This is a genomic window from Marinobacter sp. MA, from assembly GCF_048298425.1.
GTDB classification, from domain to species: domain Bacteria; phylum Pseudomonadota; class Gammaproteobacteria; order Pseudomonadales; family Oleiphilaceae; genus Marinobacter; species Marinobacter salsuginis.
In genome coordinates, this window is record NZ_CP103058.1 from 3,254,940 (window position 1) to 3,280,149 (window position 25,210).

General features: G+C 57.4%; 23 protein-coding genes. 11 read left to right on the plus strand and 12 right to left on the minus strand.

Annotation, left to right across the window (positions count from 1 at the left end; translation table 11 throughout):
- Positions 1-8 precede the first annotated feature (8 nt).
- The 3 genes from NUW46_RS15065 to NUW46_RS15075 all read right to left on the minus strand — a co-directional run bounded on the left by NUW46_RS15065 (position 9) and on the right by NUW46_RS15075 (position 2,738).
- A complete protein-coding gene (locus NUW46_RS15065) occupies positions 9-974 on the minus strand; it encodes a zinc-binding metallopeptidase family protein (RefSeq protein ID WP_069184301.1) in 966 nt (321 codons plus the stop codon).
- Between the two features lie 116 nt (positions 975-1,090).
- Positions 1,091-1,717, minus strand: a complete 627-nt coding sequence (locus NUW46_RS15070) for an NAD(P)H-dependent oxidoreductase (protein WP_418140524.1) — start codon at positions 1,715-1,717, stop codon at positions 1,091-1,093.
- A gap of 124 nt (positions 1,718-1,841) precedes the next feature.
- Entirely contained in the window at positions 1,842-2,738 is an 897-nt protein-coding gene (locus tag NUW46_RS15075; protein WP_418140525.1) for a LysR family transcriptional regulator, read from the minus strand.
- 122 nt (positions 2,739-2,860) lie between these two features.
- Here NUW46_RS15075 and NUW46_RS15080 point away from each other — a divergent pair, with 122 nt between their 5' ends.
- Together NUW46_RS15080 and NUW46_RS15085 are read left to right on the plus strand one after the other, a co-directional pair.
- A complete protein-coding gene (locus NUW46_RS15080; RefSeq protein WP_418140526.1) occupies positions 2,861-3,778 on the plus strand; it encodes a DMT family transporter in 918 nt (305 codons plus the stop codon).
- 119 nt (positions 3,779-3,897) lie between these two features.
- On the plus strand, positions 3,898-7,173 hold the full coding sequence (locus NUW46_RS15085; protein WP_418140527.1) for a carboxyl transferase domain-containing protein: 3,276 nt from the start codon (positions 3,898-3,900) through the stop codon (positions 7,171-7,173).
- A 9-nt stretch (positions 7,174-7,182) separates the two neighbouring features.
- On the opposite strand, the gene NUW46_RS15090 is transcribed toward NUW46_RS15085, so the two are convergent.
- The 3 genes from NUW46_RS15090 to NUW46_RS15100 form a co-directional block, all read right to left on the minus strand.
- Positions 7,183-8,880: a BamA/TamA family outer membrane protein gene (locus NUW46_RS15090; RefSeq protein ID WP_418140528.1), complete on the minus strand. Its 1,698-nt coding sequence runs from the start codon at positions 8,878-8,880 to the stop codon at positions 7,183-7,185.
- A 55-nt stretch (positions 8,881-8,935) separates the two neighbouring features.
- Positions 8,936-10,819 (minus strand): monovalent cation:proton antiporter-2 (CPA2) family protein, encoded by a 1,884-nt coding sequence (locus NUW46_RS15095; RefSeq protein WP_349342644.1) that lies wholly within the window; start codon positions 10,817-10,819, stop codon positions 8,936-8,938.
- Positions 10,820-10,885: 66 nt separating this feature from the next.
- Positions 10,886-11,746: a LysR family transcriptional regulator gene (locus NUW46_RS15100; RefSeq protein ID WP_153637238.1), complete on the minus strand. Its 861-nt coding sequence runs from the start codon at positions 11,744-11,746 to the stop codon at positions 10,886-10,888.
- Between the two features lie 191 nt (positions 11,747-11,937).
- Between NUW46_RS15100 and NUW46_RS15105 the strand changes: the two genes are divergently transcribed.
- Positions 11,938-12,201, plus strand: coding sequence for a hypothetical protein (locus tag NUW46_RS15105; protein ID WP_227549436.1), 264 nt, complete (start codon positions 11,938-11,940; stop codon positions 12,199-12,201).
- Here NUW46_RS15105 and NUW46_RS15110 read toward each other — a convergent pair.
- The 3 genes from NUW46_RS15110 to NUW46_RS15120 all read right to left on the minus strand — a co-directional run bounded on the left by NUW46_RS15110 (position 12,198) and on the right by NUW46_RS15120 (position 15,539).
- A complete protein-coding gene (locus NUW46_RS15110) occupies positions 12,198-13,103 on the minus strand; it encodes a homocysteine S-methyltransferase family protein (protein WP_069184307.1) in 906 nt (301 codons plus the stop codon). The genes NUW46_RS15105 and NUW46_RS15110 overlap by 4 nt on opposite strands.
- A gap of 10 nt (positions 13,104-13,113) precedes the next feature.
- Positions 13,114-15,144 (minus strand): alkyl/aryl-sulfatase, encoded by a 2,031-nt coding sequence (locus tag NUW46_RS15115; protein WP_418140529.1) that lies wholly within the window; start codon positions 15,142-15,144, stop codon positions 13,114-13,116.
- Between the two features lie 71 nt (positions 15,145-15,215).
- Positions 15,216-15,539 (minus strand): hypothetical protein, encoded by a 324-nt coding sequence (locus NUW46_RS15120; RefSeq protein WP_418140530.1) that lies wholly within the window; start codon positions 15,537-15,539, stop codon positions 15,216-15,218.
- 211 nt (positions 15,540-15,750) lie between these two features.
- Here NUW46_RS15120 and NUW46_RS15125 point away from each other — a divergent pair, with 211 nt between their 5' ends.
- Positions 15,751-16,227 (plus strand): hypothetical protein, encoded by a 477-nt coding sequence (locus tag NUW46_RS15125; RefSeq protein WP_418140531.1) that lies wholly within the window; start codon positions 15,751-15,753, stop codon positions 16,225-16,227.
- Here NUW46_RS15125 and NUW46_RS15130 read toward each other — a convergent pair.
- A complete protein-coding gene (locus tag NUW46_RS15130) occupies positions 16,222-16,824 on the minus strand; it encodes a pyridoxamine 5'-phosphate oxidase family protein (protein WP_418140532.1) in 603 nt (200 codons plus the stop codon). The genes NUW46_RS15125 and NUW46_RS15130 overlap by 6 nt on opposite strands.
- A 92-nt stretch (positions 16,825-16,916) precedes the next feature.
- Between NUW46_RS15130 and NUW46_RS15135 the strand changes: the two genes are divergently transcribed.
- Positions 16,917-18,365 carry a PLP-dependent aminotransferase family protein gene (locus tag NUW46_RS15135; protein WP_418140533.1) on the plus strand — a complete coding sequence of 483 codons (1,449 nt, stop codon included), beginning with the start codon at positions 16,917-16,919 and terminating at the stop codon, positions 18,363-18,365.
- On the plus strand, positions 18,362-19,090 hold the full coding sequence (locus NUW46_RS15140) for a class I SAM-dependent methyltransferase (protein WP_418140534.1): 729 nt from the start codon (positions 18,362-18,364) through the stop codon (positions 19,088-19,090). The genes NUW46_RS15135 and NUW46_RS15140 overlap by 4 nt, the downstream gene beginning before the upstream one ends.
- On the opposite strand, the gene NUW46_RS15145 is transcribed toward NUW46_RS15140, so the two are convergent.
- Positions 19,011-19,913, minus strand: coding sequence for a LysR family transcriptional regulator (locus tag NUW46_RS15145; RefSeq protein WP_418140535.1), 903 nt, complete (start codon positions 19,911-19,913; stop codon positions 19,011-19,013). The two genes, NUW46_RS15140 and NUW46_RS15145, sit on opposite strands and share 80 nt — an antisense overlap.
- A gap of 105 nt (positions 19,914-20,018) precedes the next feature.
- On the opposite strand from NUW46_RS15145, the gene NUW46_RS15150 reads away from it, so the two are divergent.
- The 3 genes from NUW46_RS15150 to NUW46_RS15160 are packed head-to-tail and all read left to right on the plus strand — an operon-like array spanning position 20,019 to position 21,154.
- On the plus strand, positions 20,019-20,645 hold the full coding sequence (locus NUW46_RS15150) for a class I SAM-dependent methyltransferase (protein ID WP_418140536.1): 627 nt from the start codon (positions 20,019-20,021) through the stop codon (positions 20,643-20,645).
- Positions 20,646-20,680: 35 nt separating this feature from the next.
- Positions 20,681-20,905: a hypothetical protein gene (locus NUW46_RS15155; protein WP_418140537.1), complete on the plus strand. Its 225-nt coding sequence runs from the start codon at positions 20,681-20,683 to the stop codon at positions 20,903-20,905.
- 45 nt (positions 20,906-20,950) lie between these two features.
- Positions 20,951-21,154: a DUF3185 family protein gene (locus tag NUW46_RS15160; RefSeq protein WP_418140538.1), complete on the plus strand. Its 204-nt coding sequence runs from the start codon at positions 20,951-20,953 to the stop codon at positions 21,152-21,154.
- A 13-nt stretch (positions 21,155-21,167) separates the two neighbouring features.
- Here NUW46_RS15160 and NUW46_RS15165 read toward each other — a convergent pair whose 3' ends face one another.
- Positions 21,168-21,560: a DUF2784 domain-containing protein gene (locus NUW46_RS15165; RefSeq protein WP_418140539.1), complete on the minus strand. Its 393-nt coding sequence runs from the start codon at positions 21,558-21,560 to the stop codon at positions 21,168-21,170.
- Between the two features lie 82 nt (positions 21,561-21,642).
- Between NUW46_RS15165 and NUW46_RS15170 the strand changes: the two genes are divergently transcribed.
- The gene (locus NUW46_RS15170; protein ID WP_418140540.1) at positions 21,643-22,386 is read left to right on the plus strand and encodes a maleate cis-trans isomerase; all 744 of its coding nucleotides are present in this window, start codon (positions 21,643-21,645) and stop codon (positions 22,384-22,386) included.
- A 169-nt stretch (positions 22,387-22,555) separates the two neighbouring features.
- Positions 22,556-25,126, plus strand: a complete 2,571-nt coding sequence (locus tag NUW46_RS15175) for a GcvT family protein (RefSeq protein WP_418140541.1) — start codon at positions 22,556-22,558, stop codon at positions 25,124-25,126.
- Positions 25,127-25,210: the final 84 nt, after the last annotated feature.

Sequence of the window (25,210 nt, forward strand, 5' to 3'; positions counted from 1 at the left end):
AACTCTCACTAGAGGCCCTGGGCGCCCCGGCGCAACCAGTCGTGCACGAACGCGAGTTTGCGTTGCGCCGTTTCTGACAACACAAACGGGTACAGGTCAGAAAGGCCCATGGAGCGGTTCACATGGTTGACCCGAATGGCCAGCGACGCCGCGACGTTAATCAGCATGGCTGTGTCGGGCTCGGCGTAAGGATCCCAGCCCTGTCTGGGCACTTCCGGCGATGTCAGCCCCGATGACACCAGGCTGTCGGTGATGTCTGTCAGGTGGAGCAGGTGCGCGGCAGTCTCTGCCCAGTCCTCGTGAGGGTGTGCCGAGGCGTAACTGGTCAGGTAGAACAGCCTCCAGTCCTCTGGCGGACCGTTATGATAGTGATGCTCAAGGGCCGCCGGATAATCGGCTCGTTCATCACCAAACATTTCCCGGAACGCATCAAGAAAATCTTCCCGCAAACTCAGACGCCACCAGAGCATATGAGCGATCTCATGGCGCATATGGCCAACCATGGTGCGGTAGGGTTCATCGAGGGCTTGTCGTCGAGTGGTACGAACCACCGGATCCGCCTCTGCAACACTGATGGTAACCACACCATTGGCGTGCCCCATGGCAACCGGGGTCAGCCCCTCCGCCAACATATGAAAAACCGGGCGGGTGCCCGGATCTTCCGGGCGAAACCAGTGCCAGCGCCCAAGGTTATCCAGCACCCACCGCTTCGCAGCCTCAGTCTCGGCCCAGTTCGGCATGGCATTGGGAATGTTCGGGTCCGGCGCCAGCGCTGTCATCGCGCACGACCTGCAGAAAGCCCCTTTCTCAGGCGCAATCCAGTTGCAGCCGATAATGTCCCGATTCACGCAGAAAGGCGGCATGGGGACGAATGCCCTGGCCTGTGGATCGTAAGCGACCGGCGTGCCCTCGGCAGTGGTGAGATTGTCAAACCACAGATTTCCGGAACCAACCGGGTTGGAAAAAACCTTCATAGAGCTGGTGCTCCTTTTATACGGCAGTTTGCTCGAGAATGTGTCGCCGTTCTCCCGAACCTATACCCTATAGCCACGGAACACCAGCCAGAGAGGCCAATCGGCCCAGCCAAACCTTACATCGTGATGACCAGATCGTCGTAATCAAAACGCACTTTCGGCAAGCCAGAACTCCGGTCACGGGCACTGCGGTAACCCAGGGCAACCATGGCCGAACTCTCCAGCCCCAACTCTGCCAATCCCAGCACGTCATCATAGGCGTTGTGGTCAAAACCGGTCATCGGGCAGCTGTCGATCCGCATGGAGGCGGCCGCGGTGAGCAGCGTGCCCAGGGCAATATAGGCTTGCTGGTGCGCCCACGCCTGTTTCTCTGATTGCGACTTGGATGCGAGTGCCTCTTTCATGTGAGTCACATAGCCCGAGATCTCCGCCGCAGGTACGCTCCGGGTTTTCTCAAACTGCGTGACATACCTGTCGACGGTGTGATCACCAATGTCTGTCTGCGCTGCAAAGATAACTAAATGCGAGCAGTCCAAGACCTTCTGCTGGCCATACGAATAAGGCAGCAAATCCTTCCGGACCGACTTGCTCTCAACAATCAGAATTTTGTATGGCTGCAGTCCATAGGAAGATGCGCTCTTGCGGGCTGCATCCACCAGTGTTTCCACCGTTTGGCCATCAAGCTTTTCTGGTGAAAACTCGCGGACGGCGTAACGCCAGTCCAGGGCTTCGTGTATGTTCATAGGGTTGCCTCCTTCAGATCGAGGTAACCACTCTATGGAACCGCAGAGCCCTGAAAAACGGATGGAATAGAACTACATATTTTCCAAAATGGAAATAGCGAGAAGTTAAGCCACGGGATCAGCGCTATTCCCAATAAGGTTTCTCGCCCAGGTGCTTGTCCAGGTGCTCAAGCAGCAGGCGAACCTTGGTGGGTTGTTTGCGCCCCGGCGGAAACAGGGCGAATACGGTATAGGGCTTGGGCGGGAAATTGGTCAACAACGGAACCAGGACGCCTTTTTCAATATCGCCCTGCACCAGAAAGCGCGGTAAGAAGCCAATACCAGTCCCTCTCAACAGACTCTGGCGAATCGCAAGGCTGCTGTCTGTCCGATAGTTACCGCTGACCATCACTTCCTGATCGCCGAGCTCCCAGACCCTGGGCCTGTCGTGAAGACTGAACGTCAGACAGTTGTGCCCTGCCAAATCATTCGGGACATGAACCTCAGGTGCGTTCTCCAGATACGCCGGTGATGCGCATACGATATTTCTGGATGTTCTGAGTGGTCTTGCCATGAGGGTGGAATCGGCCAAAGAGCTTCGAACCCGAATGGCGATGTCTACGCCCTGCTCCACCAGGTCAACCATGCGATCGGTGAGCTGGAGGTCAACGTCAATGTCAGGATAAAGGCGGAGAAAGCTGTCGATGGCCTCAGTTATGTGGGTCAACCCGAACGACATGGGAACGTTCAGCCTGATCGTGCCTCGAGGCTCTGCCTGCAACCCTCTTGCCTCAAGCTCTGCCTCGTCCAGATCATCCAACAACGCCTGAGTACGTTGCAGAAAAGCGAGCCCGGCACCAGTCAGGTTCATGCGGCGGGTGGTGCGGTTTATCAGCCTGGTATCCAGATCCCGTTCCAGAAAGGCAATATGCTTACTCACCGTTGCAGCGGTTATATCCAGGTCATCCGCAGCCCGGGTGAAACTACCCAGCTCTGCAACGCGCCTGAAAATTTTCATTGCCACCAGCTTGTCCGTAGCCACTTAAAACTCCTGATTATTTCTGATTTGGAAGGAGTATTATTCGCCCAGACCCAATTATCAACCCAATCGATTGCTGCACACTGAGTATCAACAACCCGCCTCACCAACCGGAGCATTCAGTGATGATAACGACAGCGCAGCGTTCCTTTATCCCTCCCCAAGCCCTGATCTGGGGCCTACTGCTGGCCAACGGATTTCTGATTGCACTGATGCTGGCGCTGGCGAAAGCGGCAACATCCCAGGGTATGCCTGCCGTCACCTATGCCTTCTGGCAAACGCTCATTGCAGGAGCCGTTCTACTGTTGTGCTCCCAAAAACGCCGTTCTCTGCTGGAACGTCGCCTGACCCGCTATTTCCTCATCAGCGGCTTGACCGGTATCGCGATCCCGAATGTGATCGGATTTTATCTGGTGACCAAACTCGGAGCCGGTTTCACGGGAATCATGTATGCCCTCCCCCCAATCTTTACGTTCCTGCTCGCCACCAGCATCGGCCTGGAAAAACGAAGCTGGATCAAACTGACCGGGTTATCCATTGCGGTCGTCGCCTGCGCCTGGATTGTGCTGCAACGTCATTCCGAGATCAGCAGCCCGAACATACTCTGGTTCGCCATGGGCCTGATTATCCCGGCGATGTTATCCATCGGTAACGTCTATCGCTCAGTCGCCTGGCCTGATGATGTAAAACCCATGATTCTTGCATCGGGTACGCTGCTGGCGTCGGCCTTCACGCTTGCCCTGGTCGCCAGCCTGACGGACACCCCTATTTTTCCGAAGGGCACGGGATCGGATCTTATTGGCATTGTGGTTCTGCAGGGACTACTAACAGCGCTGACCTACCTTTGCGCCTTTGAGCTTCAGCGTCGCTCCAACCCGGTTTTTTACAGTCAGCTCGGTGCAGTAGCAGCCATGTTCGGATTGCTAATCGGGGTTATCTGGTTCAGGGAAAACTATTCGTTAACCATCTGGCTGGGAGCCTTCATGGTGATTGTTGGGCTCAGGATCAGCAACAGGAAGAACGCACGAACCGAAGCATCGTGAGACCATCAGTCAGATTCATACCCAATGCTTAAACAAATTCATTTGCCTCATCGGTGGACCGTTCCTAGGATGGTGACTTCTGACCCACAAGAAGAACGATACCCGGGGAACCAACCACCATGACTTTCCGCTCCGTACTGATTGCCAATCGCGGAGAAATCGCGATCCGTATTGCCAGAGCATGCAGCGAACTGGGTTTGCCGGCAGTCACGGTATTCTCTGAAGACGACGCCTCCAGCCTGCATACCCGTATGGCCGACGAGGCGGTGGCTCTCACGGGCAGTGGCGTTAAGGCCTATCTTGATGGGGCACAGCTGATAGACATTGCAAAGACCCATGGCTGCGATGCGATCCATCCGGGCTACGGGTTTCTGGCGGAAAACGCCGGTTTTGCCCGCGAATGCGAGCAGGCCGGTCTAGTCTTTATTGGCCCGTCACCAGAGGTATTGGAAGGGCTTGGCGACAAATCGGCAGCCCGGGATCTGGCCGAGAACTGCAAGGTTCCTTTGATCAAGGGAATCAACAAGCCGGTGAGCCTTGGCGAAGCCCAGGCTTTTCTGAGGGAACATGGCCCTCTGATGCTCAAGGCCATTGCCGGTGGCGGCGGCCGGGGCATGCGGGCCGTTCACGCCGAGACAGAGCTCGAGCAGGCTTTCCGGCGCTGCCAGTCCGAGGCCCAGGCGGCGTTCGGCAACGGATCGCTCTACATTGAACAGCTCATCGGGCGGGCGAGACACATTGAAATCCAGGTAGTTGGCGATGGTACCGGAGCCGTCAGCCACCTCTGGGAGCGGGACTGCAGCCTCCAGCGGCGCAACCAGAAACTGATCGAGATTGCGCCGAGTCCTTCACTGGACGCCTCGATCCGTGATGCCATGATCGACTGCGCCCTCAGGCTGGCCAGCTCCGTTAACTACCGCGGCCTGGGAACCTTTGAGTTTCTGGTGGACCAGGACCAGCCTGGCCGTTTCTATTTCATGGAAGCCAACCCCCGCATCCAGGTTGAGCACACGATCACCGAAGAGATTACGGGTGTTGATCTGGTGCAAACCCAACTGCAGTTACTCGCAGGCCACAGCCTTGCGGATCTGGGTCTTGAGTCGGCACCGACGGTGCGGGGATTTGCGATCCAGGCGCGAATCAACACCGAGACGCTTCACTCCGATGGGCGTGCCAACGCGGCAACTGGCACACTCGGCACCTACGAGCCGCCCTCAGGCCCGGGTTTACGGGTCGATGGCTATGGTTATGCCGGTTACACCATCTCCCCATCGTTTGACTCCCTGCTCGCCAAGCTGGTGGCCCAAGGCAGCGATTATCCTTCAACACTTCGGCGACTGTATCGCGCCCTGTGTGAGTTCCGGCTAACCGGGGTCAGCTCCAATATTGGTCTGCTGCAGAATCTGGTTCGCCACTCCGGCGTCGAAACCTGGACGGTTTCCACCCGCTTTGTTGAAGATAATCTGAATACCCTTGTTCCGGTAGAGACCAAAAACGCCCATCCGCACCTGCACTTTGGCAACACATTCAGCGCGGAGGAAGCCAGGAGACCGGACTCCTCACTCGCACCGGCGGGTACCATCGGCATTGAAGCGCCCAGCTCAGGCACGGTCGTCAGTATTGATGTTTCACCCGGAGATTCCGTCGCCATCGGCGACCCGATCGCGGTGCTTGAAGCCATGAAAATGGAATTCGTGGTCAAGGCAACCGAGTCCGGCATCGTCCACACGCTTGCCGCAGAACCGGGAGCAACGGTGAACGAAGGCCAGGCAATGGTCTATCTGGAACCCGCTGAAGTAGACGCCAGTGGCATGCAGAATGAAGAGACGGTCGATCTGGAGTACATTCGAGCCGATCTGGCCGAGGTTCTGGAGCGACACGACCTGCTGACTGATGAGCGCCGACCGGAGGCCGTCGCAAAACGGCACAAAGCGGCCCAGCGAACCGCCCGAGAAAACGTTGAAGACCTGCTCGACCCGGACAGCTTCAATGAGTACGGAGCCCTGGCACTGGCGGCACAGCGCCGCCGACGTTCGGTGGACAAACTGGTTGAAATGAGCCCGGCGGATGGGCTGATTACCGCTATCGGCACCGTGAACGCGCCGATGTTTGGCCCGGAAGCCGGCCGTTGTGCCGCCATGGCTTACGATTACACCGTGTTCGCCGGCACCCAGGGGCTGGCCAATCACCGCAAGGCAGACCGTATTCTTGCTCTGGCGGAGCAATGGCGAATCCCGCTGGTTCTGTTCGCAGAAGGCGGCGGTGGTCGCCCCTCCGACACAGATACCAACGGCGTATCCTTTCTTGACTGCCATACGTTTGTCAGTATGGCCCGGCTATCCGGCGTTGTGCCCACGCTAGGTATTGTGTCCGGCCGTTGCTATGCGGGCAACGCGGCGCTGCTTGGCTGCTGCGACACCATCATTGCCACCGAAGACGCCAATCTGGGTATGGCCGGGCCCGCGATGATCGAAGGCGGCGGCCTTGGGCGCTTCAGACCGGAAGAGGTAGGGCCGGCTTCCGTCATGGCGCCCAACGGGGTGATTGATGTCCTGGTCAAGGATGAAGCCGAAGCTGTTCGCGTTGCGAAGCAGTACCTGTCTTACTTCCAGGGCAGCGGGAAGGACTGGCAGTGCGCCGATCAACGACGGCTCCGCCACCTGATTCCGGAAAACCGAATGCGGGTCTACGATATCCGCCAGGTCATCGAAACCCTGGCCGATCAGGACAGCGTTCTGGAACTGCGCAGGCAATTCGCGCCAGGCCTGATCACGGCCCTGGTCCGTATTGAAGGCCGCCCCATGGGGCTGATCGCCAACAATCCCGCCCACCTGGGAGGTGCGGTTGATGCCAGCGCAGGCGACAAGGCCGCCCGATTCATGCAGCTGTGCAACGCCCACAATCTTCCGCTCCTGTCATTGTGCGATACGCCAGGATTCATGGTGGGACCTGAAGCGGAAAAACAGGCCACCATTCGCCATGTCTCGCGCATGTTCGTGGCAGCAGCCAGGCTCAATGTGCCCTTCTTCACCGTGGTTCTGCGCAAGGCCTACGGCCTTGGCGCCCAGGCCATGGCTGCGGGCAGTATGCTAACGCCGTTCTTTACGGCTGCCTGGCCCAGTGGCGAGTTCGGCCCCATGGGCTGGGAGGGTGCCGTGCGTCTGGGTTTTGCCAAGGAGCTGGCCGCCCAGCCCGACGAAGAATCGCGAAAAACCATGTTCGACACCCTGGTTGCCAAGGCCTATGAGCAGGGCAAAGCACTCAACGTGGCCAGCTACCTGGAGATTGATGCGGTGATTGACCCCCAGGAAACACGGGCCTGGCTGGTTCGGGGGCTGAATTCCACTGCCGGCACGCACTCAGGGGATCACGGAAAATTCATCGATACCTGGTGACCCGGAGGGTCAGAACTGGCTTCGACCCCGCAACAGTATCTGAAAATCATCAATACTGTCGTCGCCGTCCAGCGGGAAGGCAAAGTCGAGGTGCAGCATCCGTTGCACCTCGATGCGACTGGACGCCAGCCTCATGCCAAAGCCGACATCTTTCAGCACCCCTTCGTCAGGACCACTATTCCGGTCGTCGGTGAACCAGGCCCGGCCGACGTCGGTAAACACCACGCCGCCCACCCGGAACAACTGGAACGGATGCCAATCCGGGAAGTAACGTCTCTCAAGGGTCCAGAGCACCCGGCGATTGCCCTGCTGGTACTCACTTGGGTAACCGCGCAGCCCGTTCTCGCCCCCGATGAGCAGCTGCTGATCGGCCGTCAGATTGTGCGCTGCGGTGAACGCCAGGTTGGTGTACCAGCTGTTCCAGCGTTCCGAGCCGCCATGAAAGTATCGCACGCTTGCTGTACCCAGCAGGTTTTCCACCCGGTCCTCGTCGAGGCGGTATGTGCCGCTCTGGCTGAGGGTATAGCTGGCATAGTTGGTCTCGGTTACGTGCAGCACATCCCGGAAATCCATATTGAGAACCACACGGTCCTCAGTGGCACCCAGCCCGCTGCCGGAATAACCCAGCTCGGTACGCCACACGAAGCCATCCCGCACATCTTCGACCCTCTGAAGCCGGGTCAGGTTGGTCATTTCCCGGAAGCGATTCTGGCGGTAATCGAAGCCAATCCAGGGATAACTCAGGGTTCTGTCTTCCGGCAGGATGTCGAGATTGGGTTCGTCGGGTAAACGGTCGAATACCAGTGCATCGTAGCGGTAGCCTGCAAGCAATCTCAGTTGCCGGTCGTCCTTCTCAGCCAGGCGCCAACCTCCATCAATGCTGAAAAATTCGTGGCTGCGCCGATAATCGGCAATGGCCTCCGCCCCTACGTAGCGGGATTCCTCCCGGACATCGTCGATACCACTCAGGCCAAATCGCCAGTTGGTGGTTTCGCTGAAGAAAGGCCGCTCAAGGTAGGCGCCTCGGCCCCGGCCATCGCTCCGTTCATCGAACGAGAACCCGGCCTGCCAGTGCGAGCCCAGCAAGTTCGGATCATCAAAGTAGAGACTTGTTTCCGTACGATCGGGGTCCTTTGCATAGCCGATACCAAGGCTCTTCCCTGACCCGGCAAAGTTGGGATCAGACAGCCCGAAGTTGGTGGTGTTCTCACCACCGGATCGCGACACACCAACGCTGGGGAAAAGCGTCCAGGTATCCCGCGTCAGAACACTTACCTCAAGTTCGTCCCCACAAACCCGGGTAACGCCCACCCAGGCTGCGGTGAGATACTCCCGCTGGCGCAGCACCCGCTCGGATTCGGAAATAAGCTCGGGCTCGTAGACGTCGCCTTGCTCGAACACCAACTGGGCTCGCAGCGCGGATTCCCAGGTAGGCGTGTTGAGGGCGTTAAGGGTTCGATACAGCGCGTTGTTCTGCTCCGGATCGGTGGTATCGAAGATCGGACGGCGAAGAATGCGGATGCTACCAATGCGCGCGCCCTCCGGAATGACCAGATCGTTCTGCCGGGCGAGTTGGTCCTTCGGTTTGTCCAGATCAATGGCTTCCGGCTGAATGCTGCTGGCAATGCAGTTGTATCTGTCCGATTCGGCCGCAGCGCAGGACCCTGCGAAAACCAGGCCTGAAACAACAAGCGCTTTCCTGAACACCACACTCACCTCAACAGCCGTACCGACACTAATCTAGCCCAGCGTTGTTTCACTGTCAGCGGTCGGGCGGTCGCCATACAGGAACATCCTCCTGTTTCGGCTCTTCCCAGTCACGGTGCATGGCGCTACTGAGCGCTTCTTCCAGCTTCATGAACAGTTCACCATAACGGGGGCTGAACCGGATACCTTCCTCGATTTCTTTCCAGGCTTCGAACAACTCATCCTCGTGGGCTTTTTCGTTGTCGAGAAATGCCCAGGTCATCTGGCGGGCACGCATCGGATGCACCCCCATGGCGGTCAATGCATGACCGCCGAGCTCAAGTGCCGAATGATAGGTTTCACTCACGACATCATCGGCACCTGCTTCCCTCAACCGGTAGCCGTGCCCCCGGTCGAAAGCCCGTGCCAACACCCAGACACCGGGGAAAAACTGCTTTACGTGCTCCACCATCTGGACCGAACGGTCCCGATCGTCGATAGCCACCACAAGCAAGCGGGCCTGTTCGATGCCGGCGGTCTCCAGCAAATCCGGCCGGCTGGCGTCCCCGAAGAAACTCTTGATATTGATTTGCCGGAGGTTCTCGATCTGTTCAATCTCATGGTCCAGCGCAACAATCGGGACATTGTTGGCCCGCAACAACCGGCAGACTATCTGGCCGAAACGACCAACTCCGGCGACGATAACCGGCGCCTGCTCGTCGATGGTATCCGCCTCCCGCTCATCGTTCTGGGATCGCCGGTAGCGCGGCAACACCAGCCGGTCATAGACAATAAACAGCAACGGTGTCAGGAACATGGACAGCGCGACTACCAGGGACAGAATCTGGGAGGTGTCCACAGGAATCACGTTGTTCTGGACGCTGTAGGTCAGAAGCACAAAGCCAAATTCACCAGCCTGAGCCAGAGATAGCGTGAACAGCCAGCCATTACTGCCATGAACCCTGAACAGCAACGCCAGGCCCAGCAGAATCGCGGCCTTGACGACAATCACGGACACCGCAAGGGACACCACCGTGCCCCATTGCTCAGCCAGAACGTCAAAATTGATGCCCGCGCCCACGGTAATAAAGAACAGGCCCAGAAGCAGTCCCTTGAACGGCTCAATATTCGCTTCCAGCTCATGCCGGAATTCACTGTTAGCCAACACCACACCGGCCAGGAAGGCCCCAAGCGCCGGAGACAGATTCACCAGGCTCATCAGGGCCGCAATCCCGATCACCAGCATCAACGCGGTGGCAGTAAAGACTTCACGCAAACCGGACTGCACCACATACCGAAACAGGGGCCTGCTCAGGTAATGGCCACCCACAACCACGGCGGCGATGGCCCCCACCACAACCAGCCCATGGGCCCAGCCTGGCAGGCTGTCTACCAGGCTCAAGCGGGTTCCATGGTCTTCAGCAGCCCCACCGGCCGCCATCAGTTCCGGCAACGCCAGCAGCGGAATCAGTGCGAGCATGGGAATGACCGCAATATCCTGGAACAGCAATACCGAGAAGGCACTGCGACCGCCTTCAGTTTTAACCAATCCCTTTTCGTTGAGTGTCTGCAGGACAATCGCCGTGGACGACAGGGCGAAAATCAGGCCGACCGCAAGCGCTGTCTGCCACTGAAGCCCGAGCCAGGCAGCCACTGCCATACCGGCGGCCGCAGTCAACACCACCTGCAGTCCGCCAAGACCGACCAGACGGACCCGCATGGCCCACAGCGCCTTGGGGTCGAGCTCCATGCCTACCAGAAACAGCATCATAACGACGCCAAACTCGGCAAAATGCTGGATGGTGTTGGCTTCCTGCCCTACCAGCCCGGTGACAGGACCAATCACCACACCCGCCACCAGGTAGCCGAGGACCGAGCCGAGCCCCAGTCGTTTTGCCAGGGGCACAGCAATTACCGCTGCGACCAGGTAGATAAACGCCTGGACGAAATATACTGTCATCTATGGTTTCCTTGATTGAAAATCGGGGGCCAGGGGTGCGCAACGGTCCATTCGTGGCGCCTTCGTTTAGCGTAGACCCTGGAACGCTTCTTTCACATGAGACGCGAGCGCATCATTCAGGGGGTTTGAACCCCGCCGTACCAAAGCCAGCTGATAGAATCCGATTTGCGGGAGGGTATCACCGGCTACCTCTTTCAGAGGCGGGCGGATCAGGCTTTGCGGAAACGGGGCCACGGCCAAGTCCGCCAGCATTGCCGCCTCCTGGCCGGAACAATGCTCACAGGTGTAGGCAATCCTGTAGGGTATGCCCGCCCTGTCCAGTGCCCTGAGTGTCATGCGCCGCCAGGCACATCCTTCGTGGGCCATGGCAATCGGCAGCGGAGAACGTTGATAGGCCGATGAGCCCTCTCTCCCGGCCCAAACCAGCGGTTCTTCGTGAACCACCTCGCCACGGGGGATTCGTCCCTCATCGGCCACGGTCACCAGAGTCATATCAAGCTCACCGGCATCCAGACGCGCCAGATTCTGTTTGCTAGAGCCAACCACAACGTCAACCAGCACGGCAGGGTAGGATCTGGCAAATTCCGCCAGAACGTCCGGCAGAATCCGGGTGCCAACATCGTCGGAAGTGCCAATACCCACTTTTCCCTCGAGGGTTGGCGCAAGGAAATGCTGCACGGCCTCTTCATTAAGGCGTAACAGCCGGCGCCCGTAATCCAGGAGAACCTCACCTTCCGCCGTCAGAGAGACTCTCCTGGGCTCCCGGATAAAGAGAGTTTTGCCGAGGTTCTGTTCAAGCTGTTTGATCTGCATGCTGAGGGCTGATGGCGTTCGGTGCACAGCCTTGGCGGCACTGGTGAACGTGCCGTGTTCCGCAATGGCAATGAAACTCCTGAGCACGTCGTTATCAAGCAGAGGCATATTCATGTGCGGACCTTTCGGTTGGATTGATGACCTGCAACTCCCTTAAGCATAACTGAACGAGATCTTAAATTCTTTTCGTTTGATTGAAGGCAAAAACAACACCAAAATATTGTCTACAGGCACCCGTTAGCGAGTAACACAACACCTCTAAACGAGCTGCGGCAAGCCATTCACCAACACTCGGGGCCGTAGACATGTTGAAGCACACAGAGCATCACGCAAACGCCGCAATGCAGTGGATTGAAGGGTACGCAAGGCGTCAGAAGTTCCGGCGTATGGCGCAGTCACTGCTTAAAGAAAAAGACGATACGCTTTCCGATCTTGGTTACGAACGCCTTGATCTGGAAGGGGCACTGCACCTTCCTATCCGGAATGATGCAATGCAGTACATTGAGGCACGCCGCTCCAAACGCGCCATGGAAGCGCGCAGGACGAAAAGCCCTCGACTCGCCGGTTAACGGCGGGCCAGTTCCGAGAACTTTATCAGGCGATACTCGTCTGTCAGCACATCGGCCAGATGGCTGATGTGCTCCGGCGTGATTTCACAACAGCCGCCAACGACGGCTGCGCCGTCCTCCAGCCACTGCTTCACCTGAAGCGCATACAGCCCGGGAGAAACGTCCGGTCTGGCTTCCAGTTCATCCACCAGCGCTCCGCCGGCCATCGGCTCAACCGTTTTGAACGCGTTGGCGTAGCCGCCGGTGCATGGGAACAAACCGGCCAGCTCTGGCATTGCCAGCGAAATGACTTCCGGGTCGCAGCAATTGAGCATAATGGCCGTTGGTCCTGACGCCTTCACCGCTTCGACGGCCTCTGCGAGGGTTTCTCCTGACCGGAGCTTGCCATCGGCCTCCAGCCTGAATGCCACGCCGAAAGGCTTACCTGATTCACTGGCGGCAGCACAAGCGGCGCTCGCCTCCAGCGAGTTGGTCATGGTTTCGATAAGGAAAACGTCCGCGCCACCCTGCAATTTCACGAGCACATCGAACTCTGACTTCAAGTCCTCGAACGTCCGGGCAGGTTGTTCACGGTAGCTACCAACCAGCGGTGGCAGACAACCGGCGATATCAACCTCGGCGCCGGCTAACGCGATGGCTCGCTCCAACACCTCGAAAGCGCGCTGATGGATTGCACCAATCTCGTCGCCGAGGCCCTCTCTGGCCAGTCGCGTTGGCGTCGCGGCATAGGTGTTCAGTGTAAGGGTCCGGGCGCCCGCCCTGATGAAGTCAGCGTGGACATCGGTGACAACCTCCGGTTGCTCCCGCATGACCGCCACCGACCACAGCAGTGACGTAACATTCATGGCCCTGCGATAGATTTCCTGGCCCAGGCCGCCGTCGAGAAGTGCAACAGGTTTCATAAAGTACTCATCAAGGTGTAACGATATTGAACCGGCCCTCGGGCTTGTCCAGCATGCTGAAAAAGCCTATCAGGTCGAGCCGGCTTCCCTCAAAGCTGATCTCGTCGCTGAACAGAAGTTCCTTCAGGCCAGCCCGGCCGATCAAGAGATCGACAAACAGCGGCCGGGTCAATCTAAGGGTAGCGTCAGCCGGCGTGTCCTCACTCACCAGACGGTTATGCAGTACCGAATGTTTCAGCGACAACAAATAACTTTCCTGAAGATCCGTAAACGAAATCTTGATAGTGGTGCTCTCGCCTTCTGCGTCCTCGGCGTTCAGCCGAACCGCCATGCTGTCAAAAAAGAGCGACACCGGCGTGTTCAGCAGCACCTCTCTCATCATCGCTGGTTTGATGCCTTCTTCCGGAGAGCCATGACGTAATTCATAGGCGCCGGTCAGGTAGAAGTCCCGCCAGGGGGCAGATTCTGCCTGATAGCCGAGCTGGTCATAGACGCGGGCCAGCAGTTGCTTTGCGTCATCGTTGTCGGGCTCGGCAAAAACAACATGGTTGAGTAACTCCGCCAGCCAGCGGTAGGTGTCGCGCCCATCGGTCGTGCTCATATCTGATGCCGCTTCGAATTCCTCGTGGGCTTTTTCCAGCACGTTGTCCGCACCTCCCATCATCGCCACATAACGTCTGGCGGATTCGCTTTCCGGCAACGGATTGAGCTGAGCCGGATTGGCGGTAAACCAGCCCAGGTAGTGCTGATACACCGCTTTGGCATTATGAGACACGGTGCCGTAATAGCCCTGGTTGTGGAAAGCCTGATTCAGCTCCGGCGGCAGCGTGAGCTGGTCGGCAATTTCTCGAGGCGTGGCGCCCTGGTTCATCAAACGCACTGTCTGATCGTGAATGAACTTGTAGGTATCCCGCTGAACCGCCAGGAAGTCCTGGATGTTCTCCTGCCCCCACAGCGGCCAGTGGTGGCTCCCGAAATAGATATCGGCATCGGCAAACAGGGTCTTTGCCTCATCGATAAAGCTGCTCCATAGCCGGGCATCTCGAACTTTGGCACCCCGCAAGGTATATATGTTGTGCATATTGCGGCTGACCAGCTCAGCACCGCAAAAGGCCTTCTGCTCGGGGAGATAGAAGGTGAACTCGGCAGGCGCTTCGGAGCCGGAAACAATCTGGAACACCATGGGCACGCCGTCAACTTCCAGCTCTGTGCCGGTTTCGCTGATCAGATCCGTGGCGGGCGCAAAGCCAAAGGTGCCGAACGCCGGCCCTTTTCCCAGCCCAGTGCCGACATGGCCGCGTTCGTCCCGCTCCAGGCGCTTGCCGTACATGAACATGGCGCGGCGAGTCATGGCGGGTCCGGCGATGATGTTCTCGCTGGTTGCCTCTTCCTCAAAACCGGCTGGCGCGATAATACGCAAGTTGGCTTTTTCGTCGTCCGACAGGTGCTTGAGAATGCCCTGCACGCCACCGAAGTGGTCAATGTGGCTGTGGGTAAAGAGAATGGCCCGAACCGGTTTTTCGCCGAGGTGTTCCCGAGCAAACAGAAAGGCTTTGCTGGCCGTCTCGCTGGCTGTCAGCGGGTCCACCAGTATCCACCCGGTATCGCCCTCGATAATGGACATGTTCGCCAGATCGTAACCCCGGATCTGGTAGAGCCCGTCGGTGACCTTGAACAAACCGTGAATGTTGTTGAGGGCTGCCTGGCGCCACAGGCTTGGATTGACCGAGGCCGGAGCATCCTCTCCATCCTCATCGATAAAGTCGTAGGCTGGCATGTTCCAGACCCCACCGCCTTCGAAATGATCAATGACAAGATCCGGATCCTGTGCAATCAGACCCCGCCGGGCATTTTCGAAATCGTCATGGTTATCAAAGGGCCGCTGGTCCAACACATCCCGATTAGTCTGTTCGGTCGTCGAGGTCGGCGCAGTGTGTCCGGCACTGTTGGCTGCCGATGAATTCGATCCGGAATCACAGCCGGTCAAGGCCAGTGCTACCGAAAACAGAGTGAGAAACAGGGTCTTCAGGGGCAGGAACATTCGGGAACCTATCGAGCTGTTGTTATTGGTTCCCGTGAGTTTACTCCAGAGTGTGCGTAAATCTGCGCAAGTCAGCCAAAATAGTCCTGAATCCACTCGAACAGTTTGGTGGTTGTCATGTCGCCAAGTGCCATCTGTTGAAAGTCATTGCCCACCTCATCCTCGATGGTCACAAACTGATATAGCAGAACGCCAGGCTTTTCATCGTGAAGAATCAGCGTAATTCTTCGCCGGGTGCGCAAACAGTCAATGGTCATCACATCCGCGGGTATACCGGCGTCGCGCATACCACGGCGAACTTCCACCACCGGATTGATGTGCTGATGGGCTGCCTGGATGCGGGCATGGGCATCGCTGGCAAGGTCGGAAAGGGTTTTGAGGGGATCTTCAGACATTGGCTGCGGTGGACTCCAATTTTTACGTATTCGCTCAGCAACAACCATGGTAGCCCAATACTCGACGACGGCGGAACCTCACGCCTCAAAACAGGCGCCAGGCCAGACAGCGTAAGAAACTCATTAACAGAGAATGAGCAAACCTTAAGTGAAATCAGGCTCTACCGGGAGTAGCCTGCGCCTGAATCGATCAACGCGGGGATTAAACACTATGATCAACATGCTGGCCGCGATTCCAGTGCGCGCCCTTTTCGCCCGGCTGTTTTCGCTGGTTTTCTTTGTGTTGGCTTTTACTCTTGTCAGCGCAACAGTCATGGATGTGATCAGTGACCTTCAATCTGGCCAGCAACTCATGCAGGCCCTGATCAAAGGCGTCAACGGGAGCATAATTGCTCTTGCCGTATACGAGCTGGCAATGGTTATCCGTTCCGAATACAGCGGACGCTCAGAATCGCACGATGTCATAACTATGATGCGGCGAACACTGCCGCGTTTTATCGGCACGGTTTGCGTTGCGATGTCTTTGGAAGGCCTGATCATGATCATCAAGTACAGCCAATTGGAGCTGGCTGGAAATCTCTACTATCCGGTCGCTATTATCGCGAGCACCGCTTTGCTGCTGGCGTCGCTGGGTGTATTCCTACGAATGGCTCCCAAAGATCAGAACTCCCCCGGAGAGCCGTCATAAGCTCGCTGGCAGAGTCCCATGCCACACCGGCAACCCCAGATCTTCCGGATCGTCATTCGGTCCGCCGGTGCGGCTTTTGAACGCCCCCTCTTCAATCGGTATGCGGAATAAAGCCGTTGCTTTTCTCTCCTTGTCATTTGGCGACCTGACCTGTTCCCACCGTCCTGGCTCAATCTGGTTGATAATCGCGCGGAACGCGGCATCAAAGTCGGCATCATCAGTTACCGGAACCGCATGGCCATACAACACCAGTGATTCATAGTTGGCACTGTGATTGAACGCCGATTTGGTCATCACCCATTCGTTTGTCACGGCGAAGGAGATGCAGAGCAATGCGCCCGATTCCAGACGCCGTGACAATCGTCCACCATTGAGCGTGTGCACGTAGAGGTCGTCATCCAGTCGCCAGGCCGTGATCGGGATGATGCGAGGCTCGCCCTCTTCCACAAATCCCAGGTGAGCCGTTTTGAGCCGATCGATCAGCCTGTAAGCTGTTTGCCTGTCATAGCTTGCCCGCTTTACTGCCCTCTGTACCCTGCTGCGTGGGCAGGAAGTCAGTGGGGACGCCTTGGTCACGGCCAAATCAGTGGTTGTCATCAGAAGCTCCTTTACGGTCTTGCACTTCAGAAAATGTACTTCTATTGAAAGGCACTTCTGATACCATCGAAAGATCCAGATTATGAATTTTAATGAGACCAGTTGATGTGATTGACGATATCCGGCTGGATGGTGAGCATCCACTACAACACCAGCTGTATCAGCAACTGGCCGAACGGATACTCGACCAGCGATACCCGGCCGGGCGCCAAATGCCCCCCAGCCGCCAGATGGCTAAAGATCTAGGCATCAGTCGTAATACGGTGAACGCGGTTTATGAGCAGCTCAAGGCGGAGGGCTTTCTTCAAAGCCGAGCCGGCAAGGGAATCTTTGTCCACGAAGACATCAAATCCGTCGTCAGGCCATCCGGACCAGGCCTGAATAAAGCTGCCCAGTTTGGGGTTGAGCTGCCCCCGCTGCCTGAACGACCCCCGGTTAAATCGAAACCGGTGGAAGACGCCAGCCTGCCGTTCCAGCCGGGCCTGCCGGACCTGGACGCGTTTCCAATCCGTGCCTGGAATCGCATCATGCACCACCAGGAAAGTCGCCGGTCACTCAGGGGATATGACAGCATCCAGGGGTATCAGCCCCTGAGACGCGCCATCGCCAATTACCTGCGAACCTCCCGCGGTGTTCGTTGCCAAGAGCATCAGGTGATCATAACCAACGGCGCCCAGCAGGCGCTTTCACTGCTAGCGGAAGTGTTTCTGCAACCGGCCGACAGCATCCTGTGTGAAAACCCCGGTTACCGTGGTGCACGGAACGCGCTGGGTCGCTTGGGCAATCCACTGATTCCAATACCCCTGAAGAATCAGGTACTGGATGTGGAGGCGTTGCCCGGCCTTGAGTCCGCCAGGGCCAGGCTCCTGTTCTGTACGCCCACGCACCAATACCCCATGGGCGGCATCCTCGACCTTTCCCAGCGAATGGCACTGGTGCATTGGGCCCGGCAAAACGGATGCTGGATCATCGAGGACGACTACGACAGCGAGTTCCACTTCTATAACAAGCCCTTCGCCGCCATTCAAGGCCTGTTCGAGAATGCGCCCGTGTTGTACATGGGCAGTTTCAGCAAGACTCTGCTCCCCGCATTGCGCGTCGGGTACCTGGTGGTTCCGGAAGCGGTTGTAGAACCCCTACTCTGGGCAAAGCAGATCAGCGGTGGCGAGACGCCGCTCCTTACCCAGGCGACCATCGCCGAATTCATCGAGAGCGGTCAGTTCACCCGCCATCTCAGGCGAATGCGCCAGCTCTACCGGGACAAATGGCAACGCTTCCAGCATGAGGTAATCGAAAAGCTCGGTGGACTTGCCCAACCAGTGGCGGAAAGCGCAGGAATGCATCTGGTGCTGGAAGGGGCTTTTGATGATGTGGCTCTCAGTCAATGGTTGAAAACCAGAGGCTTTGGCAGCACGCCGCTCAGCGCACACTTCCTGGGGAAAAACGCGAAAACAGGCCTGGTAATGGGCTTTGCCAGTGCCAACGAGCGTGAAATCACAGAGTGCGTCGAAACCCTACGATCGGGGCTCGCCAAGCCATGACATCGAAGTACGAAAAACAGATTCTTGCCGCCTGGCACTCAAATGCCCGACCCTGGATCAAGGCAGTGGAAGAGGCAGGCATACGTGCACCCGGCACGCTCTCGAGCAGCGCTGTTCTATGTGTCATCGAAGATTACTGTCCTGCGGGTGGTTCAATTCTCGACGCAGGATGTGGCGAGGGCTGGCTGATCAGAGAGCTGACCCGCCTCGGTTATCGTGGCACCGGAACAGATGCAGTACCAGAATTGATCGAATACGCCCGGCAACAGGGAAGTGAAACGTTCAGGTTACTCGCCTACGAACAACTTGAAACAGCGGGTTTAGGCAGGTTCGATCTTGTCGTGAGTAACTTTGCCTTGCTGGGAGATTCCTCAACCAGCGCGTTCCTCAAGGCTTTGCCTGACCTCCTCAATCCAAACGGCGTGTGTGTTATCCAGACGCTCCATCCGGTCGCTTTTTTCCGGGAAGGCGAATACATCACTGGCTGGAAGCCCGGCACCTGGGCTGGCCTACCCGGCGATTTCGGCGATCCGGCTCCCTGGTATTTCCGAACACTCTCTGATTGGCTAAACCTGTTCACGAAAACCGGATTGACGGTGCGAGAGACTAGGGAACCCTCAACGGAGGGCCAAGCGCCGCAGTCGATTATTTTTGTGGTTCAAAATACTCGGAAAGTTCAGCCGCGAGAAAATCAAAGACCGTCCGAACCCGCAGGTTCATCCTGAGTTCCCGATGGGAGACAAGCCAGACATCGCCGCCGAAAACCTTATCCTTGAAGACTCTCTCAACGTCAGGCTCTGCATCACCCAACTCAACGGGCATTATACCAATACCGATACCCGCGCGAGTCAATTGCCAATGAACCAGATGGCTGTCTGTCCTGGCAACAAATTGTTCCTCCTGCAGCTTGAGGCCACGTTGCGCCAAGGCTTCCATGTATCTCTCATTGTTCGAGAGAAAGCCGATGAATGGGGCCTCACAAAGATCGTCGGTCAACGGCGATGGCAGATCAGCCAGGATGTCCGGTGTGGCGAAAAGAGTCGCAGAGAATTCACCCACCTTTCGGGCGATAAGATCAGGTTCGGTAGGCCGAAAATTGCGTATGGCAATGTCTGCTGCTCGGCGGCGAAGATCGCTGGCTTCGTTGGAAGCAACAAGGTTAACGCGAATTCCAGGATACTGGTCCCGGAGCTTGTGAAAAATAGAGGGCAGAACGTAAGCGGCCGTGATTTCTGACGCCGAGATGGCGATCTCGCCCTCAATAGACCTTGCCTGACCGGTTGCGGCAAGTGATAGGCTGCTGGCGGCCTCTCCCATCGCTCGAACGTAGGCAAGCAGATCCAGGCCATTCCGCGTCAGTTCCAGCCCTCGACCACCCCGCTCGAAAAGCGCTGTAGAAAGCTCTTCTTCCAGTGCCGCAACCTGTCTTCCCAGGGTTGGTTGCGAAACGCCCAACGCCTTTGCGGCAGCAGAGAGAGATCCCTCCTCCGCAGTCACCAGGAATGCGCGCGCTCGGTTCCAGTCGAATTTTACAGCTCGCCAATCCATTCAGAAATGCATACCTGAAATAATTTTTTGTCGATATTACCAACAAAAGTGAAGATATAAAATCCGTTCCAGGTATTGAATCAACTACTCCTGAGAGCCGAAACCATGAACTCCTCCATCAGTTTCTGGAACCGCAGCGCCGCACGCTACGCCCAGCGCCCGATCACAGACCAGAACGCCTATTTGCGAAAAATCGCTGTTACCCAGAAGTACCTTCACCCGCAAATGGATGCTCTGGAGTTCGGCTGCGGCACCGGATCGACGGCACTTATTCATGCTCCCAGGGTACGCAGCTACCTGGCAACCGATGCCTCTCCCCGGATGATAGATATTGCCCGAAAGCGGAAGACAGAAAAATCCGCTGACAACCTCCGCTTTGTGGTTGCCACACTTGACGACATGCAACATCGGCAGCAAGCGTTCGACGCAATTCTGGGGTTGAACATTCTGCACCTGCTCCGGGACCCCGAACGTGCAATACAACAAGTTTCAAGCATGCTGAAACCCGGCGGAGTGTTCATCAGCAATACCGCCTGCCTACAGGATACCTGCCCCTATTTGAAACCAGTCGCTGCCCTGGCTCGAGTGCTGCGACTCGCGCCCTATGTTAATTTCTTGTCCCGAGCTCAGCTGGAGAGGCATCTGGAGCATGCCGGATTCCAGATTGATTACCGCTGGGTGCCTGAAACCTCGAAAGACGTTTACTTCCTGATTGCCAGAAAACCAGAATAGGACTGTGCCCATACTCAGAAGAGCAATCTCGACCAATGAAGACATCACTTTCTCTAACCGCCCTTTTGGTATTGACCGCCGGCTGCAGCCACAGAGCCGTCTATGAGAACGTTCAGATAAATCAACGAACCGAGTGCGCCAACGAGCCGCCGTCGACCTACTTCGAGTGTCTCGATCGTGCTAACAAACCCTTTGATGAATATCAGCGTGAAAGGAAAGAACTGTTGGAAAAACCAGAATCGGATGGCAAGCTTCCCTGACCCACGGCACGCTGCATTTCAGCGCCAATCAAAAAGGAGCACATAATGGGAAGTTCAAAGCTGGTCGGTATCGTTTTACTGGTTGTTGGCATAGGATTGCTCTATTTCGGCTATCAATCAACACAGTCTCTGGGAAACCAGCTTACCGAGACGGTCACAGGCCGATTTACCGACGACACCATGTGGTATCTGATTGGCGGTGCGGCCGCGGCTGCAGCCGGCGCTTTCCTGGCATTTTTCAAGAAATAACCCAGCCTGTTTTTCACCGCTCGGGCCTGACCACAAACCAGCTGGCCAGGACGAGCGCTCCGAACACCGTGTAAGCCACGATAAACACCCAATCCGGAGCGCTGTAGTAGAGGATTGACTGCAGCCAGTGCTGGATAAATGAGCCTTCATAGCCCGCCTCCCCGGCCTTTGTCCGAAGCGCCATTTCCCAGCTCGTAAGCGGGCATAACACGCCCAGCCAGGATTGCAGAACCACAATCGCAATCACGATCAGGTGGCTGAGGCGGAACCAGAAATTTCGAACCCATCGCCACTGAAGGAAATGACCAGCGAAGGTTGCCACCAGCCCGAGGATCACGAAGGCCACCAGCATCGTGTGCAGGATCAGGAGCGCATCAGCAAAGATCAGGAACCAACGGGAATCCATCACTAACCTCCAAAGACTGCGGTAGCCCCAGTTTTCGTCTATTGTGGAGACACGTCAATCACTGCGAGCGCGGGAGCGATCAATGAACCACGCACCACCTCCAGCCAGGCTCGGATTCCTCTACCCGGGCCATGCGGCCGAAGACGATTATCCCCTTATGGGCTCCATGATAGAGCCCCCGGCTCAGGTAACCCTTATTCACACCGAATTCCTGGAGGACGCTCACACCGTTGAAGCCCTCAGTGAAATGGGGAGTATCCACCGTCTTACGGAAGGAGCAGAAAAGCTGGCTGACTCGGGGATTGAATCGGTGATGTGGACCTCCACCAGCGCCAGCTTTGTACTCGGCCTCGACGGTATTCGTCAGCAGATCGACACGCTCGAGAAGGTCCTTGGTGTACCCGCCTCCACCACTGCAATGGCATTTGCCAGAGCGGTCAAAGCCATCGGAGCAAAGCGGGTGGCCATCGCTGCAACCTACCCCGAAAAGGTCGCGCAGCGATTTCGGGAATTCCTCGATCACTTCGAAATTGACGTGGTGCACCTGTCCAGCCGAGGCATCGTTACAGCGGCTGAGGTAGGTACTCTGGAGCGGGACGAGGTTATTGATTTTGCACTGGCAAATGCACGGCAAGACGCCGATGCGCTGCTCATTCCCGACACGGCCCTCCACTCTGCAGCCTGGCTGACTGATCTGGAACGGTCGATCAGTCAACCGGTGCTGACTGCCAATCAGGTCAGTTTCTGGGAGGCTTTGAGGTTATGCGGGAAGCTGACGCCCCAGAAGGAACTAGGGCACCTGTTCAAGCAAATGCCTATGGGCTAGCCCACAACGCAGGCGGACCTACACTGTTACCCCCCGAGCCTGCCGCTTTTAGACGGCTCGGTGTCGTATTGGATTTACCCGCCCAGAGCAATTAGAGCCACATTGACTGAAGGCTTAGCCGAGAATCGGGCAGCACGGTCGCGTTCAATGCAGGTACGGGGGAATCAAAATGGCACAACTACCGAAACGGGCAAAAGTCGTGATCATTGGCCAGGGCGGTATCGTTGGCTCGTCGGTAGCGCACCACCTGATCGAGCAAGGCTGGGATGACATCGTGGGTCTGGAGAAATCCGCGATTCCCTCGGATATCGGTTCAACCTCCCACGCATCGGATTTCTGCTTCACCACCTCCCACGACAAGCTGAACATATATACCACCAAATACAGCCAGGCGTTTTATGAGAAGCGTGGCAACTACGTGAAATGCGGGGGCATGGAAGTGGCCCGTGTTGATGACGACGAGCGAATGGACGAGCTTCGACGCAAGGTGGGTTCCGGAAAAGCCTTCGGCACAAATGTCAGCATGATCTCGCCCAAACAGGCCAAGGAGTTGTTTCCTTTACTGGACGAAAGCCAGATCCAGGGGGCCATGTGGGACCCGGATGCCGGGCTGGTGGTGCCGCGCTCTCAGAGTGTTGCCGGCGACCTGGTGGAAGAAGCCGTGGCCACCGGCAAACTGCAGGCCTTTGCCTACACGCCGGCCATCCGCATTGATGTCCAGGACGGCCAGGTGCGTGGCGTTGAGACCCACAAGGGCTACATCGAGACCGAATACGTCGTTCTCTCCATGGGTATCTGGGGACCCCTGATGGCCAACACCGCGAATGCGCCCTTGCCATTGATGCCACTGGAGCATCCGCTGCTGTTTTTCGGTCCCTATGAAGAGCTCAATGGCACCGGCAAGCAGATCGTCTATCCACTGTTTCGCGATCAGGGGAACTCCGCTTATGTGCGGGACACCGGCGACCCAACCACCACCGAAGGCGGCCGTATCGAGTGGGGCTACTACGAAGCGGAGAACCCACGGCTGGTCTACCCCGGCGCCATTGCCGAGCCCGGTGATGCCCGGATGTCCCCCTCGATGCGGGATCTTTCCCTGGAGCAGGTGATGGACGCGTACGAAAAAGCCATTGAGATGACGCCGATCCTCGGCGAACTGGGGTGGGAAGAGAAGCACTCGTTCAATGGCCTGCTGTCAGTAACGCCGGATGGGGGTTCACTTATGGGCGAATCCCCGGAAGTCCGTAACCTGTGGTTCTGCGAGGCGGTCTGGGTGAAGGACGGCCCGGGGGCGGGCAAGGTCCTGGCCGACTGGATGACCCACGGCTCCCCTGCAATGGACCCCCACAGTATTGATATTGCCCGACACTATCCGCTGCAGAAAACACCGGACTACGTGTATAACCGCTGCTACGAAACGGCCAAAAAAATCTATACCCCGGCGGTTCACCCCCGAGAGCCATACCTTACCGGTCGCAAGATGAGAACCAGCCCTTTCTATCTGCGGGAAGTCGGTCTGGGTGCTTACTTCATGGAAGCCGCCGGCTGGGAGCGTGCTCACGGTTATGCGGTCAACGAGTCCACCCTGCTGGCGAAATATCGCGACCGGATCCCGGTGCGGGAACACGAATGGGATGCCCGGCACTTCTGGGAGGTCTCCAACGCAGAACAGCTTGAGATGAGCGAATCCGTGGGTATGATCAACCTCTCACATTTCGCCATCTTCGACATCTCCGGCGCCGACGCAGAAGCACTGCTGGAATACCTGTCCGTTGCCAAAGTCGGCGGTACCACGCCCCACGGCAAGGGTGTCTACACCCATTTCCTCGACGAGCGCGGGGGCGTACGTTCCGACCTCACCATCATCCTGCGGGGTGAGCAGGACTATCGGGTCGTCTGCGGCGGTGACACCGGCCACCGGGACTATTGCTGGATCACCCGTATGGCCCGGGAAAAGGGCCTGGACAACATCCAGGTGCATGACCGCACAGACGAACTGGCGACCCTCGGCCTCTGGGGTCCCAAGGCCCGGGAGACACTGGCCCAGTTCGTTACAGACCCGGACCAGTTGTCCGCGGACAATTTCCCGTTTGCCACCGCCCGGGAACTGAACATTCAAGGGGTCCCGGTCTGGGCCTTCCGGATTTCCTACGTTGGCGAGCAGGGCTGGGAGCTCTACTTCCCCTTCAGTTATGGTTTGAGAATCTGGGACCTGCTCTACGATGCGGGCGTTACGCCGGTGGGCATCGAAACCTACGCCAACACCCGTCGCCTGGAGAAAAGCCTGCGACTGCAAAACGTGGATCTGGAAACGGAATACAACCTTTACGAAGCCGGCCTGCACCGGCCCAAGGTCAAGGAAGCCGATTTTCACGGCAAGGCCGCGTATCTGGAACAGCGGGAGTGGCCCAGTCAGGCCGCTTACCTGTGCACCATGACCATGACCGAGCATCGGGATGCCAACGGCATTCTGCGCTACCCGGTCGGCCAATGGCCGATTCTGGATCCACAAACCGGTGAAGTACTGGTGGATAGTCACGGCCGCCGCTCTTACAACACCAGCGTGGCCTGGGGGCCTTCGGTGGGGAAAATCATCCTGCTCGGTTACATCCCCGCCGAGTACGCCCAGGAAGGCCGAGAACTGACCCTGGAATACTTTCAGGAGCACTACCCTGTCCGGATCGAAGCGGTGGGTTACCGGGCACTGTTTGATCCGGATAATGAGCGGGTCAAATACTGATCACTTATTGCACGATTTAGGTGCAACAGCTACTGTTCAGGTAGTGGTGGGCAGTATGAAATTTTCGCGTACTGGCCAGCGCAA